Here is a 14,008-nt window from a genome sequence, read left to right as displayed (position 1 = left end):
AGAAGGCACAGTGCTCTGGGCTATATCAGTCCAGAAAACTACGAACTAAAGAGTGTTGCTTAGTAGCGTGTCCTGTATTAGCGGTGCGGATCAGTAAATCAGGCTGTTGGATTGGATGGTGATGGACGACTAGTAGATTAATTTTATCGCTATATGCAATCTGTAGTTCTTGAAGCTTTTTATCCAGCTCTGTTAAGTCCAGTTTGCGAATAACACCGTGATGAGGTTTTTTATCGTAATGGTCAAAAACTGAACTATTCAAACCAATGATATTTAGGCTCTCATCACTCCAAATCGCAAAATAAGGCTCATTGTAATAACAGCCGAAATGAGCTCGGTCTAAACATTGTTTAAAAAAGTCATTGAAGCGCAAGTTGTTATATTTACGCTCAATTGTCAGGTTGATGTTTTCTTTTGAGGTCATTGAGAGCTCTTCCTCAACCCAGTTGCCATCGTGGTTCCCTGGAACGAAAAAGACTTTTTCCTGCTCTACTCCCACTATTTTTGCTATTTCTTTCAAGCGAGTAGATGCAAGTTCAAATTCTTCTCTAGTTGCTCTATTGGTGATGTCACCTGCGACAACAAGATAATCGGCTCTAATGTTCTCTTGTTTAGCAAGCTGCCTTAGTTCATTTAGAAACTGATTTTTTACGGCGTTGTTAGAGCTTCCTACTGCAAACTCATTTGAAACAGCCGCATCACCAACATGCAAATCACTAATAATTATTATTTTCATATATGCCAGATACTTACACGTATACTAATACTGTTGCATGATACCACAGTTGTGTAATTTGTAAGTCAAATATTCAGGAATTGTAGGTTTTTAGCGATGGTGCTTGTAAAAAGAAATAGCAAAATGTGATAAAAAAAGCGAACCATTTCTGGTTCGCTTTCTATACTTAGTTAATTTCCAACTTCAATTGTAGTTATCATCCAAGCAGCAATTATTCGTACTCAGACATGGGCACACAGGCACAAAACAAATTCCTATCCCCATACACATCATCAATACGATTCACGGTCGGCCAGAACTTGTTGGCCTTGACTGTGGCATTAGGGAATACCGCCAGTTCGCGATCGTATGGACGGCTGTCGAAGGCGGGATCCATGATGTCGGCTAGCGTGTGTGGCGCATTGTGCAGCGGATTATTGTCCGCAGGCCACTCACCGGCTTCGACCCGGGCGATTTCGCTGCGGATGGCCACCATGGCTTCGATAAATCTGTCCAGTTCGGCCTTGGACTCAGACTCGGTCGGCTCGATCATCAGGGTTCCGGCAACCGGGAAGCTCATGGTCGGAGCGTGAAAGCCGTAGTCGTTGAGACGCTTGGCAACATCCATTTCGGTGACGCCGGAGGCTTCTTTCAGCGGGCGCAGATCGATAATGCACTCGTGAGCCACACGGTCGTTACGGCCGCGGTACAGCACTGGATAGTGCTCTGACAGCTTCTTCATCACATAGTTGGCGTTGAGCATGGCGTTCTGGGTTGATTCACGCAGGCCCTTGGCGCCCAGCAGCTTGATGTACATCCAGCTGATTGGCAGTATGCTGGCGCTGCCGTAAGGCGCGGCAGAAACGGCGCCGTTGTTGTCGCTTTCGCGGCCCGGCTTAACCAGAGTATGACCGGCAACGAAAGGAGCCAAATGCGCTTTTACGCCGATAGGGCCCATGCCTGGACCACCGCCGCCATGAGGGATGGCGAAGGTCTTGTGCAGGTTGAGGTGGGAAACGTCCGCGCCGATAAAGCCGGGAGTGGTCACACCCACCTGGGCATTCATGTTGGCACCGTCCAGATACACCTGGCCACCGTGTTGATGAATAACCTCACAGATCTCCGAGACGGTTTCTTCATACACGCCGTGGGTGGAAGGATAAGTGATCATGATGCAGGATAGGTTGCCCGCCACTTCGGCCGCCTTGGCGCGCAGATCTTCCATGTCCACGTTGCCGCGCTTGTCACAGGCCACAACCACTATCTTCATACCGGCCATCTGCGCCGAAGCCGGGTTGGTACCGTGAGCCGACTGAGGGATCAGACAGACATTGCGGTGCCCCTCGCCGCGGGATTCATGGTACTTCTTGATGGCCAACAGACCGGCGTATTCGCCGGATGCACCCGAGTTGGGCTGCAGGCACATGGCGTCATAGCCGGTGATTTCCACCAGATAGTCTGACAGCTCATTGAGCAGCTTTTCATAGCCCTTGGCTTGATCCAGCGGGCAGAAAGGATGCAGGTTGGCAAATTCCGGCCAGCTGATTGGCAGCATCTCGGCGGTAGCGTTCAGCTTCATGGTGCATGAACCCAGAGAAATCATCGAGTGGTTCAGCGCCAAGTCTTTGTTTTCAAGACGCTTGATGTAGCGCAGCATCTCGGTTTCGCTGTGGAAGCTGTTGAAGGTTGGATGCGTCAGAATAGCCTCATCACGCAGCAGCGCCGCAGGGATGGACTCACTGCCCTTGGCAAGGATTTCAGCATCCAGAGCCGCCACATCCAGGCCATGACCGGCGCCCAGAATGATATCGAACAGGGCCGCCAGATCGTCAGCAGTCGTGGTTTCATCCAGGCTGACACCCAGAGTGCCTTCGGCATCGATACGCAGGTTGCTCTCGGCGGCAATGGCGCGGGCCAGCACGGCGTCTTTGTCGGCCACTTTGAAGGTCAGAGTGTCGAACCAGCTAGCGTTGACCAGCTCAACGCCCTTGGCCTTGAGGCCGGCGGCGAGAATGTCGGTCAGGCGGTGGATACGCTCGGCTATGGTCTTCAGCCCTTGTGGGCCATGGTATACGGCGTAGAAAGAGGCCATGTTGGCCAGCAGGATCTGCGCGGTACAGATATTGGAGTTGGCCTTTTCGCGGCGGATATGCTGCTCACGGGTTTGCATCGCCATCCGCAGCGCTGTGTTGCCGCGGCTGTCTTTGGAAACGCCTATGATACGGCCAGGCATGGAACGCTTGTGCTCGTCACGGGTCACAAAGAAAGCGGCGTGCGGGCCACCATACCCCATAGGCACGCCGAAACGCTGCGCGCTGCCAAAGACCACGTCGGCGCCCAGGCTACCGGGAGACTTGAGCAATACCAGCGACATGATATCGGCGGCAACAGCCACAATCGCTTTCTGCTCACGCAGCTTGGCAAAGAGTTCACGCTGATCGTTCAGCTCGCCTGTCTTGCCGCTGTACTGGAACAGGGCACCAAAGAGTTCATGATTGAGCGCTTCCTCGGCGGGGCCTACGACGACTTCAAAACCAAAGCATTCGGCGCGGGTCTTGACCACATCCAGCGTCTGCGGGAACACGTCATCGGCAACGAAGAAGATATTGGCTTTCTTGGCCTTGGATACCCGTTTGGCCAGCGCCATGGCTTCGGCGGCGGCAGTGGCTTCGTCCAGCAGCGAGGCGGAGGCCAGATCCAGGCCGGAGAGGTCCATCGACATCTGCTGGAAATTCAGTACCGCTTCCAGACGACCCTGGGCGATTTCCGGCTGGTATGGGGTATAAGCCGTGTACCAACCCGGGTTTTCCAGCACATTGCGCAAAATGACGTTAGGCACTTCAGTGCCGTAGTAGCCCATGCCTATGTAGCTCTTGAATACCTTGTTCTGCTTGGCCAGGCCCTTGATATAGGCCAGACCTTCGGCTTCGCCACAGGCTTCGCCCACGGCCAGATCCCGGTTCAGACGAATCGACTCCGGTACTATCTGCGCCGTCAGATCTTCCAGTGACTCGGCGCCAACATAATTCAGCATCTCTTGCTGCTGCAGGGCGTCGGAGCCGATATGACGACGGATAAAGAGTTCGTGCTGCTCTAACTGAGTGAGGGTTTGCTTGGTCATGATTAACCTTGTTCCATGTTCGCCGGTATCCAGCCGTAGGGAGGCAGTGTACCAGTCTCTTTATTTAGTGGTAAAACAAACGAAGCCCCGGAGGGCTTCGTTTTTCAGCGACGCTTATTCTTCGTCGATGACAGCCTGATATCCTTCGGCATCCAGCAGGTTATCCAGCTCAGACAGGTCAGAAGGCATGATACGGAAGAACCAGCCATCACCGAATGCATCGCTGTTGACCAGCTCAGGGCTGTCTTCCAGCGCTTCGTTGATGGCAATCACTTCACCGGACAGAGGGGCATAGATATCTGAAGCGGCCTTAACAGACTCGGCCACAGCGCAATCCTCAGAGGCGCTGACAGTGTCGCCTACTTCCGGCAATTCAACGAAAACCATATCACCCAGCAGCTCCTGCGCATGTTCAGTGATACCGACTGTGTAGCTACCGTCTTCTTCCTTGCGGATCCATTCGTGAGAAGAAGCGTACTTCAGTTCGCTTGGAATATTGCTCATTATTCTTGTTCCTTTCCCGTGTTTTAGAATGCTTGTTTACCGTTACGCACAAAGCCTGGCGCCACTACTTTAACAGCGACGCGCTTCTTGCGCATTTCGACTTCGGCCGTATCCCCAATGGAGTTCGGTACCCGGGCCATCGCAATAGAATAGCCCAATGTCGGTGAGAATGTACCGCTGGTGATCACGCCTTCCTGCTCTTGGCCGTTGGCATCGGTAAAGAATACCGGCATGCCGTGGCGCAGCACGCCTTTTTGCTCCATCACCAGGCCAATAAATTTGTCGGCTCCGGCCGCTTTGATGGCGGTCAGGGCTTCACGACCGATAAAGTCACGATCGCTCGGCTCCCAGGCAATGGTCCAGCCCATATTGGCGGCCAATGGGTTAATGGTTTCGTCCATGTCCTGACCGTAGAGGTTCATCCCGGCTTCCAGGCGCAGCGTATCGCGGGCGCCCAGACCACATGGCTTAACACCGGCATCGAGCAGCGCTTGCCACAGAGCTTCGGCTTCTTCGGCTGGCACGGTAATTTCGTAACCTTCTTCACCTGTGTAACCTGTGGTAGCCACAAACAGGTTGCCCGCCTGCACACCGAAGAAAGGCTTCATGCCTTCAACGGCCGCGTTTTGCTCGGCAGTGAACACAGTGGCGGCTTTGGCCTTGGCGTTAGGGCCCTGCACGGCAATCATCGCCAGCTCAGGACGCTCTGTCACTGTGACATCATAGGGCTTGGACTGCTCGGCAATCCAGGCGAGATCTTTGTCGCGGGTGGCTGAGTTGACGACAACCCGGTAATGGGTGTCATCGAGATAATAAGTGATCAGATCGTCAATCACCCCGGCTTCATGGTTCAGCATGCCGCTGTACAGCGCCTTGCCGGAAACCTTGAGTTTGGCGATATCGTTGGCCAGCAGTTTACGCAGGAAGGCTTTGGCGTCGCTGCCGCTGACATCAACAACCGTCATATGGGAGACGTCGAACATACCGGCGTCCTGACGCACTGCGTGATGTTCTTCTATCTGCGAACCATAGTTGAGTGGCATCTCCCAACCATGAAAATCAACCATCTTGGCATTGGCTTCCAAGTGCTTGTTAAAGAGTACAGTTTTATTAGCCATTGTTATCCCTTCTAGTCGGGGCTTTACAGTGTCACCCAGGGGCAACACTGAGTTAAAATGCAGCGAAATTATACCCTGCGTCACAAATTTGTATACAAGTGATTTTTCTAATCCGAACTATTATGGATTAATTTTTCTCATGGTTTGCCTGTAATTTTTTTACAGTAAATCACAGCGTATGTATAAAAAACGCCCAAAGGCGACTGTTTTTGGGCGTTTTCCTTCACATACGGCTAACCGGGGATGAAGATTATTCAGGACGGCACAGACGCGGCAGCTTGAATTTGTGTCCCATGGCCTGTTGCATGAACACAGTTTTCAGCCCAGCGACATTGTCCACCAGGTTGAGACCGAGATCGCGAATCGCCTTCTTCAAAGGATTACTGCCGGCAAACAACCGCTTGAACCCCTCCATGGCGGCTATCATCTCCATCGCCTCGGCCTTGCGCCAGCGCTCAAGGGCGCGCAGCTCGTCATAAGCGCCGATATCCTTGCCTTCACCGTGCAATGCCGCCACGGTTTCCACTATGGCGCCGGCATCGAGGAATCCCAGGTTAACCCCCTGCCCCGCCAACGGATGTATGGTGTGCGCCGCATCGCCGGCCAACAACAAACGATGGCGGGCGAAATGGCGCGCATAACGCATCCGCAGCGGAACACTCCGGCGTTCACTCTCCAGCTGACACAGGCCCAGGCGGCCATCGAAGGCGGCGGTCAGCGCCCGGGAGAAGGCCTCATCATCCAGCGCCTGCAAGGCTTCGGCCTTTTGCGGCGGCACCGACCAGACGATGGAGCAGAGGTCGCTCTCATAAAGCGGCAGAAACGCCAGCGGGCCATCGGCACTGAACACCTGACGGGCACAGTCACCATGGGGCAACTGAGTGCGAATGCTGGCGACTATGGCGTGATGGCCGTAATCCCAAAAAGTCAGTGGGATCTGGCACTGCTGACGAACCCAGGAGTTGGCGCCATCGGCAGCCACCACCAGGGCGGCACTGAGGTTATCGCCGTTATCCAGCGTCAGCCAGGCTTCACGCTCACCAAAGGCGATACGTTCGAGCCGGGTGTGTTCCAGCAGTGTCAGCTGTTCCAGCTCTGCGGCCCGTTGGGCCAGGGCATAGTGAATGGCATCGTTTTCGATTATGGTGCCAAGGGAAGTCTCACACTGGCTCTGGGCATCAAACTGAATGCGCCCCATGCCGTCTTTTTCCCAGACATCCATCTTACTGTATGGCCCGAGGCGGGACTTATCCAGATAGGCCCAGGCCCCCAAGTGTTCGAGCAGCGCCTGGCTGGCCTTATTGATGGCACTGACCCTCAGGCGCGGCGCGCCCTCGACCGGCGCGGCACCGGCGGCATCTATCACCACCACCTTGAGCCCGGCCTGCTCCAAACCGCAGGCCGTTGCCAGTCCCACCATACCGCCGCCCACCACGGCCACATCATAGCTTTGGAAATTCATCGTCACTGACTCCTGGAAAAAAAACAAGCAGCCGATTGCCTGTGCCACCCCATGGCTCTGTGGGCCACCGGGGTCTTGAGAGGTGGACACCAGGAGAGGATCCTGAGTCCCAAATTACGTCCGGCCACCAGCGGCCAGTAGTTGTTGGAAAAACCGCGCACCAGAAACTCAATATTGTTGATGGTCTGGCGTCTGTCCTGCTCACGGGCGGCATGATAGGCATGCAGCACCTGGGCTGCGCCTGGGTCAGTGCCTTTGGCCAATACCGGCTCCAGCGTTTCCAGTACAGTGACCAGATCCCTGAGCCCCAGATTAAAGCCCTGCCCGGCTATCGGGTGCAGAGTCTGGGCGGCATTGCCCAAATAAAGCGTGCGGTGATAGATGGGTCTTGGCATGTAAGAGAGACTCAGTGGGTAACGGTGACGCTCCCCCACGGCCACAAAACGCCCGGCCCGATAACCGAAGGCCTGTTGCAGCTGCTGCAAAAACTCGGCCTGCGGCAAAGCTTGCACCCGCTCGGCCTCTTCATGGGGCAAGGCCCACACCAGAGAGAGCCGGGCCTGGCCGTCGCTGTCACTCATAGGCAGCAAAGCCAGCGGGCCGTGCTCGGTGAAGCGCTCCCAGGCCATGCCATTATGGGGCTTGTCGGTAGCAACATTGGCGATAACCGCGCTCTGGCCAAACTCAAACTGCTGCAACGCCTGTTGCTGCTGGGCACGCACCGAGGAGTTAACCCCATCTGCCGCCAGCAATAAGCGGCAGGAAAGCCGCTGACCATTACTGAGCGTTAAACTATGGCCCGCAGCCGAGGTTTGCAGCTTCTCGAGACGCGCCGGGCAATATAGCTGGATATCACTCTTGCCGATGGCGCCAAACAGCCGCTGGCCGACCCGCTCGAGTTCCACCACCTGGCCGAGGGAGTCCAGCGCAAACTGCTCGGAGTTGAGTTCTGTCATGCCGAAATGGCCGCGATCTGAGACATGAATATCGGTTATCGCCGTGCCTAGGTCTGCAAGCAAAGGCCAGATACCGAGGCGCTTGAGTTCAAACACTGAGCCATTGGCTATGGCGATGGAGCGGGCATCGAAACCAGGATGTTGCCTGGCGGGATCGAAGGCCTCGATAACGGCTATTTTCAGCGGACGGGAGAGTTTCCTGGCCAGGTCGGCCAGCCCCAATGCCAAGGTGGCACCGGCCATGGCGCCGCCGACAATGGCGATATCCAGCTCAGTGCATTCCTGACTCACAGCTTGGGCGTCAACTTGCGGGTTCATCTTTCCTCTACTCAGGCACGCTCAATGGGCGCCGTCACAGAAAATGACCGGGCGAACGGGCGCCCTGTCAATGCAGCGTATTATTGTCTTGTGTTTCGGCGTCGAGATCAGGCAACTCTGGGCCGAACTCTGAATAGCAGAGAATGGCGGCCATGCGAACAAACTCCAGCAGCTCGAGATATGCACTTTCAGATTCGTCATCGTCGGCAACATCGAACTCTACCTGGGCAATTTCCGCCAGATCTTTGATCACTTCACGAACATCTTCCGATGCCTGATTCAAACCCGGTTGAATAATGGCGATGCCGGTGAGGAAGCTCTGGGTCCAGAGCGAGAGCGCTTCGACCCGCACTGTCAGAGGTTCTTCCTCTTCCGGCAGCAGCAGGGTGAAGCCAAAGTCTGGATCCTGCAGTCGATTGACGGTATCGCCAAAAAGTTCGGTTATCAGTTGTGTCAGTTCGTCGGGCAGGCGCTGGCCGTCGTTCATCAGCTCGAGCAGTGGCTGATACCAGGCCTGCTCCTGCTGTGGCACGCCGCCACAAATCAGGCCCACCAAAGCGCCATGCACTTCAACCGGATGCTGACCTATGTCGGCGTTGTCGAGCGCACTGCGCAGGCTTTCGATACGTAATGAGGGTGGGGTTGCCATAAAGCTGTCCAAGTATTGAATTTACCCCCGTCATGCTAGCAGAGTTAGGGGTGGCGACCAAGACTCGAATCTTACCCAAGCTGCGAGCCAGGTCGTGCATTTGCAATGCATCCAGGCTTCGCCGTTTAGCTACTGCCGGGATTTTGCGCCAGGGAAGCTCATAGAACCAGCAGCCGACGCAACAAAGTGGCGCTTGTCTTGCACTTTAACGCTGAGCTAGATATATTCCGCCACAGAGCCAAAGAAAAGGATCCCGTGCGGAAGATGAGTAACAGTGCCATAGATATCACCCTGTTGGGGCGCACCTACTCCATCGCCTGTCCCCCGGGTCAGGAACAGGCACTGCAAGCGGTGGCGCAGAAATTGGAGCTGCAACTGGGCAAGATAAAGGCCCGCACCAACGCCATCAGCCGTGAGGAAATGGCTTTGATGGCCGCACTCAACATAGGCTATGAGCTCTATGAAGAGCAGCGGAAAAATCAAGATTATATGAGCCAAATGGATGACAGAATCCGTTTGCTGCAATCCACTCTTGAGCACGCATTGGTTGAGCGAAGCGCAAGAGAGGATTAAACTGAAATAGCACGAACCCTCACAGGTTCGACCCAGAATTTGCTCCCTGGGGTGTGCGACAGCTGGTAATGTCCCTGTGCCGATATTTTTAATCTCAGGGTGAATGTTTTACTGACATTGTGCATGCTCGGCGCGAACCGAGAAGCCTTAGGAGGTAATCATTTACCCGCCTTGAACCTACGGTTCAAGGGCTACACCGGCATCGACATTCTGGGGAGCATCCTCTTTATGACCCACACAGACTCAAGCAGCCAAACCCGTGATGCGCGTTGCAAGACGCTCAGGCAAGCCATTCGCCATGCCCGCAGGGCCATTCCCGAAGCCGAGCAGCATGTTGCCGCCCTCAAGGGTTGTGAGCAGTTTCTGACGCTGCTCGATGAACTGAGCGCCCAGGGCAGAGCCATCAAGACAGTCGCCCTCTACTTTAGCTGTGACGGCGAGCTGGACACAGCTCCCCTTATCGAAGCGCTATGGCAACGGGGAATAACCACCTGTCTGCCAATCATTCATCCCTTTGCCCCGGGGCGTTTACTGTTTCTGCGCTATCAACTCGCCAGTCAACTGCACGCAAACCGCTTTGGTATCCCCGAGCCCAGGCTGGATATCCGCAGTCTGGTGCCTTTGGCTGAACTGGATCTCATCCTCACGCCATTAGTGGCCTTCGACGCCCAGGGCAACCGTATGGGCATGGGCGGCGGCTTCTACGACAGAACACTGGCCGCGGCGCAGCAAGGCGACCGAACTGTGCCATTGCTGGCAGTCGGCTTTGCCCATACCCTGCAGCTAGTGGACTCCCTGCCCCTCGCCCCCTGGGATATCCCGCTGCCCTTTATCGTTACTCCAGACAAGCTGCATAGCTTCAACACTCTGACGGCTGAATCTTGACCCAAAAAAGTGGTATAAAGTCAGCCAGAGATGTCGCGGAGTAAGCAAGTATGGCACGCCAGTATCGCAGCCTTGATAGACCAGACAGTGCCCAGCGGGCCAAGGTTAAGCAGCAGATGCAGCGGGAAACCTATCAAAATATGCGCCGGCAACAGTCACGGCCCAAGGCAATGCTCGGCGCCTTGCTGGGCGCCATTCTTGCTGTATGGCTGTTTCTATTTATGGCCAGCAGCAACAGCACTCTGGTTTGGCTGTATATGCTGCCGGCGGTGGCTGTGGGCCTGGGTGCCAGATGGCTGGGGAAGTGTTTCGAGTGGCAGCTTTTGCTGCCGGTTCCGCTGATTACGCTACTGCTTTATAGCCTGGCACTCTGGTTGTTACTGCGCTTTCATGCCTCGGATCTCCTGATAGTGCCGCTTTGCTGCGGTATCAGCCTTTACTGCGCCCGCCGTTCACTGAGCCCCATGGAGCAAAGCGCCCTGTGGCAGGCCAAGCTGGAGCAACACTGAGACCTAGTTCTAGGCGGTTATTGCTGCTGAAATAGCTTGGTGAATTGGCGAATCCTCCTAAGGCGTTGGCTTGAATGTCAGGGCCGGTTAATAACGTCCGCCCTGTTGGCACTCTGTCCAAACGACTTCTATGCTGAAAGCCATATATACAGCTGATGATCGTGCCGCCGAGTCGGCCTTGTCGTTTTTGGAATTCCACTCAAAGGAGAGAACAAGCGATGAAAAAGTCCATCCTGATCCCGGGTTGTTTGTCACTGGTGTTTGCCGCATCACAACTGGCCGCCGAAGAGGTCAGCATCTCATTACTGTCGGCAGATGGCCCAAGCCCCATAGGCAGCATCAGTCTCAGCGATTCTGCCTACGGCCTGGTGTTAACCCCCAATCTTAAGCAACTCACGCCCGGCGTTCACGGCTTCCATGTGCATCAAAATGGCAGTTGTGACACCAGCAGCAAAGACGGTAAGACGGTATTGGGCGGCGCGGCCGGAGGTCACTTCGACCCTGATGGCAGCGGCAAGCATGGTTACCCCTGGACAGATGACAATCACAAGGGTGATCTGCCACCGCTCTATGTCGATGCTGATGGCATGGCTTCCACACCTGTGTTGGCACCAAGGTTGAAACTGGCCGACGTCAAGGGCAAAGCGCTGATGATCCACATGGGAGGCGATAACCATTCAGATCACCCGTCACCACTGGGCGGCGGTGGCGCCCGCATGGCCTGTGGCGTGATTAACTGAGCCGCACCAAACACAAAAAACGCGGCTCTTGAGCCGCGTTTTTTATTACAATTCCGGAATCTATAGTTTGGCTTGTTTAGTGGCTTTCGCCCTTGCCTCTTAGACGCGCCAGCAGACTCATCAAGGCCACGGCGATGGCACCGGCCAAAATGCCGAACAGGGCGTTGAGCAAGGTAGGTGTCAGCGCTGCCAGCACAGGGCCGGCCACAGCCAGAGAGCCTACCCAGTTGGCAACATGGGTTATCTGCTCACTGACCCAATGCAGGCCATGAGTGAGAATACCGCCCCCCACCATAAACATGGCGGCGGTACCTACTATGGTGAGCAGCTTCATCAGCTTGGGCGCGGCGCTGACCAGCATAAGCCCAATACGCCTGAGGTTGTGAGCCGAAAAACCCTCGCCTCTGCGCCTTGAAAGATACAGCCCGGCGTCATCCAGCTTAACGATACCGGCCACCAAGCCATAGACCCCGATAGTCATGACCACGGCAATGATAGACAGAGTGGCCAACTGGGTCATAAAGGCTTTTTCCGCCACAATCCCTAAGGTGATGGCGATGATTTCCGCCGATAACACAAAGTCGGTACGTATCGCCCCTTTGACTTTCTGTGCCTCCCAGGCGCGAATATCCTCGACCTCTTTCATGGCAGCTTCGACGGCGGCTTCATCGTCTGCTTCGGCAGAAGCCTTGCTATGGCTGGCCTTGTGCCAGAGTTTTTCAAAGCCTTCAAAACAGAGAAACAAACCACCGAACATCAATAGCGGTGTAACGGCCCAGGGTATAAAGGCACTGATCAGCAGGGCTGCCGGCACCAAAATAAGCTTGTTGCGAAAAGAGCCCTTGGCAACGGCCCATACCACAGGCAGCTCCCGATCGGCGCTGATCCCTGTTACCTGCTGCGCATTGAGCGCCAGATCGTCTCCCAACACCCCGGCAGTTTTCTTGGCAGCAACCTTACTCATTACCGCCACATCATCCAGGATGGTGGCAATATCATCCAACAGAGTCAGTAGACTCGCTCCAGCCATTTAAATCTCCTTAAACCAGGTCAATTTTGCGCTCTAAATAGGATCGGTATGCGACATATTCAAGCGGCACCAGTGCACTTTTCCAGCGCAGTACTGCCACATCAGCCTGGCCGTTCCCCCACCGGCTATGGTAGCGCATGGGCGCAGGCGGGCGCAGTAAAAAATGCTTAACCTATGTTGTTCTTCAAGAACTATTCTTCAGGACAAGATTGAGCGGCACTTTTCACTGCAACTCGGAGTATACTAGGGCAAGTTCAAGTGAATTTGTCAGAATCAACAGGATGGCATTATGACCCAAGATGAAATGAAGAAGGCGGCCGGTTGGGCGGCGCTGGAATATGTCGAGAAAGACAGCATAGTTGGCGTGGGCACCGGCTCTACCGTCAACCACTTTATCGATGCTCTGGCCACGATAAAGGCCGAAATTGAAGGCGCGGTTTCCAGCTCTGAAGCCTCCACCGCCAAGCTCAAACAGTTGGGGATCCCTGTATTTGATCTCAATTCGGTAGACAAGCTGTCTGTGTATGTCGATGGCGCCGATGAAATCAACGGCCACATGGACATGATCAAGGGGGGCGGCGCCGCGCTGACCCGGGAAAAGATAGTTGCGGCCGTGGCCGACAAGTTTATCTGTATCGTCGATAACACCAAGCAAGTCGATGTGCTGGGCAACTTCCCGCTGCCGGTAGAAGTGATCCCCATGGCCCGCTCCTATGTGGCCCGTGAGCTGGTGAAACTGGGTGGCGATCCTGTCTATCGTGAGGGTGTGGTAACAGATAACGGCAACGTCATTCTGGATGTCTATAACCTGAAGATACTGAATCCCAAAGAGCTGGAAGTGCAGATCAATGCCATAGTGGGCGTAGTGACCAATGGTCTATTCGCCAACCGTGGCGCCGATGTGCTACTGGTGGGCACCCCAGAAGGGGTTAAAACCATCAAGTAAGCCCTAAGCTTGAATGCCAAAAGCCGCCTGCTGGCGGCTTTTTTGTGGAAAATTGAGCGGATTGCAGGGCAAGAGCAGAGCAAGAACCGTCGGTTCAGGAGTAAAAAATGGCCAACCAGACGCTGGTTTGATCCTCGGCGGTCCAGCTGACTCTGTGGCGTACATGAGCGGGGATATTGAGCCAGTCCCCCGGGTTCAGGCTCACTTCTGAACCATCTTCATATTGCAGCCGGGCGGCGCCCTGCAGCAGCAATACCCATTCATGCTGCGCTTGATCGTACCATTGCCCTTCGGGCGTTACCTGACCGTGGGACAGAATGCGCTCAATTTTAAGATCCGGCGTAGCCAAAAGCGCGTCAAACTGCTCGGCATCGAGCTGCTTGGGTATGTTGGCAAACAGATTATTCATCTTGCTCTCCTGCGACATATGAGCCGTTACTCAGCCTGTCTCTATCTTAAATAGACCCCGGTTTGCACTTGGT

Annotated in this window: 14 protein-coding genes and 1 other RNA gene; 6 read left to right on the top strand and 9 right to left on the bottom strand. The window is 54.8% G+C overall.

The genetic code is table 11. The features are described from left to right. Positions 1–25 precede the first annotated feature (25 nt). The 7 genes from ACMHXE_RS16190 to ACMHXE_RS16160 form a co-directional block, all read right to left on the bottom strand. Positions 26–736, bottom strand: coding sequence for a metallophosphoesterase family protein (locus ACMHXE_RS16190; protein WP_413732789.1), 711 nt, complete (start codon positions 734–736; stop codon positions 26–28). Positions 737–947: 211 nt separating this feature from the next. Further along, the gene (gene gcvP, locus ACMHXE_RS16185; protein WP_286996197.1) at positions 948–3,836 is read right to left on the bottom strand and encodes an aminomethyl-transferring glycine dehydrogenase; all 2,889 of its coding nucleotides are present in this window, start codon (positions 3,834–3,836) and stop codon (positions 948–950) included. A 114-nt stretch (positions 3,837–3,950) separates the two neighbouring features. Beyond that, a complete protein-coding gene (gene gcvH / locus ACMHXE_RS16180; RefSeq protein ID WP_025009008.1) occupies positions 3,951–4,340 on the bottom strand; it encodes a glycine cleavage system protein GcvH in 390 nt (129 codons plus the stop codon). A 23-nt stretch (positions 4,341–4,363) separates the two neighbouring features. Then, positions 4,364–5,458, bottom strand: a complete 1,095-nt coding sequence (gene gcvT, locus ACMHXE_RS16175) for a glycine cleavage system aminomethyltransferase GcvT (RefSeq protein ID WP_101095384.1) — start codon at positions 5,456–5,458, stop codon at positions 4,364–4,366. A gap of 250 nt (positions 5,459–5,708) precedes the next feature. After that, positions 5,709–6,920, bottom strand: coding sequence for an FAD-dependent monooxygenase (locus ACMHXE_RS16170; protein WP_144167801.1), 1,212 nt, complete (start codon positions 6,918–6,920; stop codon positions 5,709–5,711). Between the two features lie 2 nt (positions 6,921–6,922). Beyond that, on the bottom strand, positions 6,923–8,194 hold the full coding sequence (ubiH, locus tag ACMHXE_RS16165) for a 2-octaprenyl-6-methoxyphenyl hydroxylase (RefSeq protein WP_165564502.1): 1,272 nt from the start codon (positions 8,192–8,194) through the stop codon (positions 6,923–6,925). Positions 8,195–8,261: 67 nt separating this feature from the next. Next, the gene (locus ACMHXE_RS16160; RefSeq protein ID WP_028779383.1) at positions 8,262–8,843 is read right to left on the bottom strand and encodes a UPF0149 family protein; all 582 of its coding nucleotides are present in this window, start codon (positions 8,841–8,843) and stop codon (positions 8,262–8,264) included. A 264-nt stretch (positions 8,844–9,107) separates the two neighbouring features. On the opposite strand from ACMHXE_RS16160, the gene zapA reads away from it, so the two are divergent. The 5 genes from zapA (at position 9,108) to sodC (ending at position 11,550) form a co-directional block, all read left to right on the top strand. Then, entirely contained in the window at positions 9,108–9,416 is a 309-nt protein-coding gene (gene zapA / locus ACMHXE_RS16155) for a cell division protein ZapA (protein ID WP_039034557.1), read from the top strand. Between the two features lie 40 nt (positions 9,417–9,456). Further along, a non-coding RNA gene (gene ssrS / locus ACMHXE_RS16150) (6S RNA) lies at positions 9,457–9,637 on the top strand. Between the two features lie 7 nt (positions 9,638–9,644). Next, positions 9,645–10,301, top strand: coding sequence for a 5-formyltetrahydrofolate cyclo-ligase (locus tag ACMHXE_RS16145; protein WP_413732786.1), 657 nt, complete (start codon positions 9,645–9,647; stop codon positions 10,299–10,301). Positions 10,302–10,351: 50 nt separating this feature from the next. Continuing rightward, on the top strand, positions 10,352–10,810 hold the full coding sequence (locus ACMHXE_RS16140; protein WP_101052601.1) for a hypothetical protein: 459 nt from the start codon (positions 10,352–10,354) through the stop codon (positions 10,808–10,810). Positions 10,811–11,028: 218 nt separating this feature from the next. After that, the gene (gene sodC / locus ACMHXE_RS16135) at positions 11,029–11,550 is read left to right on the top strand and encodes a superoxide dismutase family protein (RefSeq protein WP_144379894.1); all 522 of its coding nucleotides are present in this window, start codon (positions 11,029–11,031) and stop codon (positions 11,548–11,550) included. 76 nt (positions 11,551–11,626) lie between these two features. Here sodC and ACMHXE_RS16130 read toward each other — a convergent pair whose 3' ends face one another. Continuing rightward, complete coding sequence (locus ACMHXE_RS16130) at positions 11,627–12,580, bottom strand: DUF808 domain-containing protein (RefSeq protein ID WP_224867522.1); 954 nt, start codon at positions 12,578–12,580, stop codon at positions 11,627–11,629. Positions 12,581–12,869: 289 nt separating this feature from the next. Here ACMHXE_RS16130 and rpiA point away from each other — a divergent pair, with 289 nt between their 5' ends. Beyond that, the gene (gene rpiA / locus ACMHXE_RS16125; RefSeq protein ID WP_071475467.1) at positions 12,870–13,526 is read left to right on the top strand and encodes a ribose-5-phosphate isomerase RpiA; all 657 of its coding nucleotides are present in this window, start codon (positions 12,870–12,872) and stop codon (positions 13,524–13,526) included. A 94-nt stretch (positions 13,527–13,620) separates the two neighbouring features. Here the strand turns inward: rpiA and ACMHXE_RS16120 are convergent, their stop codons facing one another. After that, positions 13,621–13,935, bottom strand: coding sequence for a cupin domain-containing protein (locus ACMHXE_RS16120; RefSeq protein WP_101095381.1), 315 nt, complete (start codon positions 13,933–13,935; stop codon positions 13,621–13,623). Positions 13,936–14,008: the final 73 nt, after the last annotated feature.

It is taken from the genome of Shewanella sp. BJSY2023SW007 (assembly GCF_047314525.1).
Classification (GTDB): domain Bacteria; phylum Pseudomonadota; class Gammaproteobacteria; order Enterobacterales; family Shewanellaceae; genus Shewanella; species Shewanella chilikensis.
Note: the sequence above shows the minus strand (reverse complement) of the source record. Positions and strands in the feature narration are given on the sequence as shown.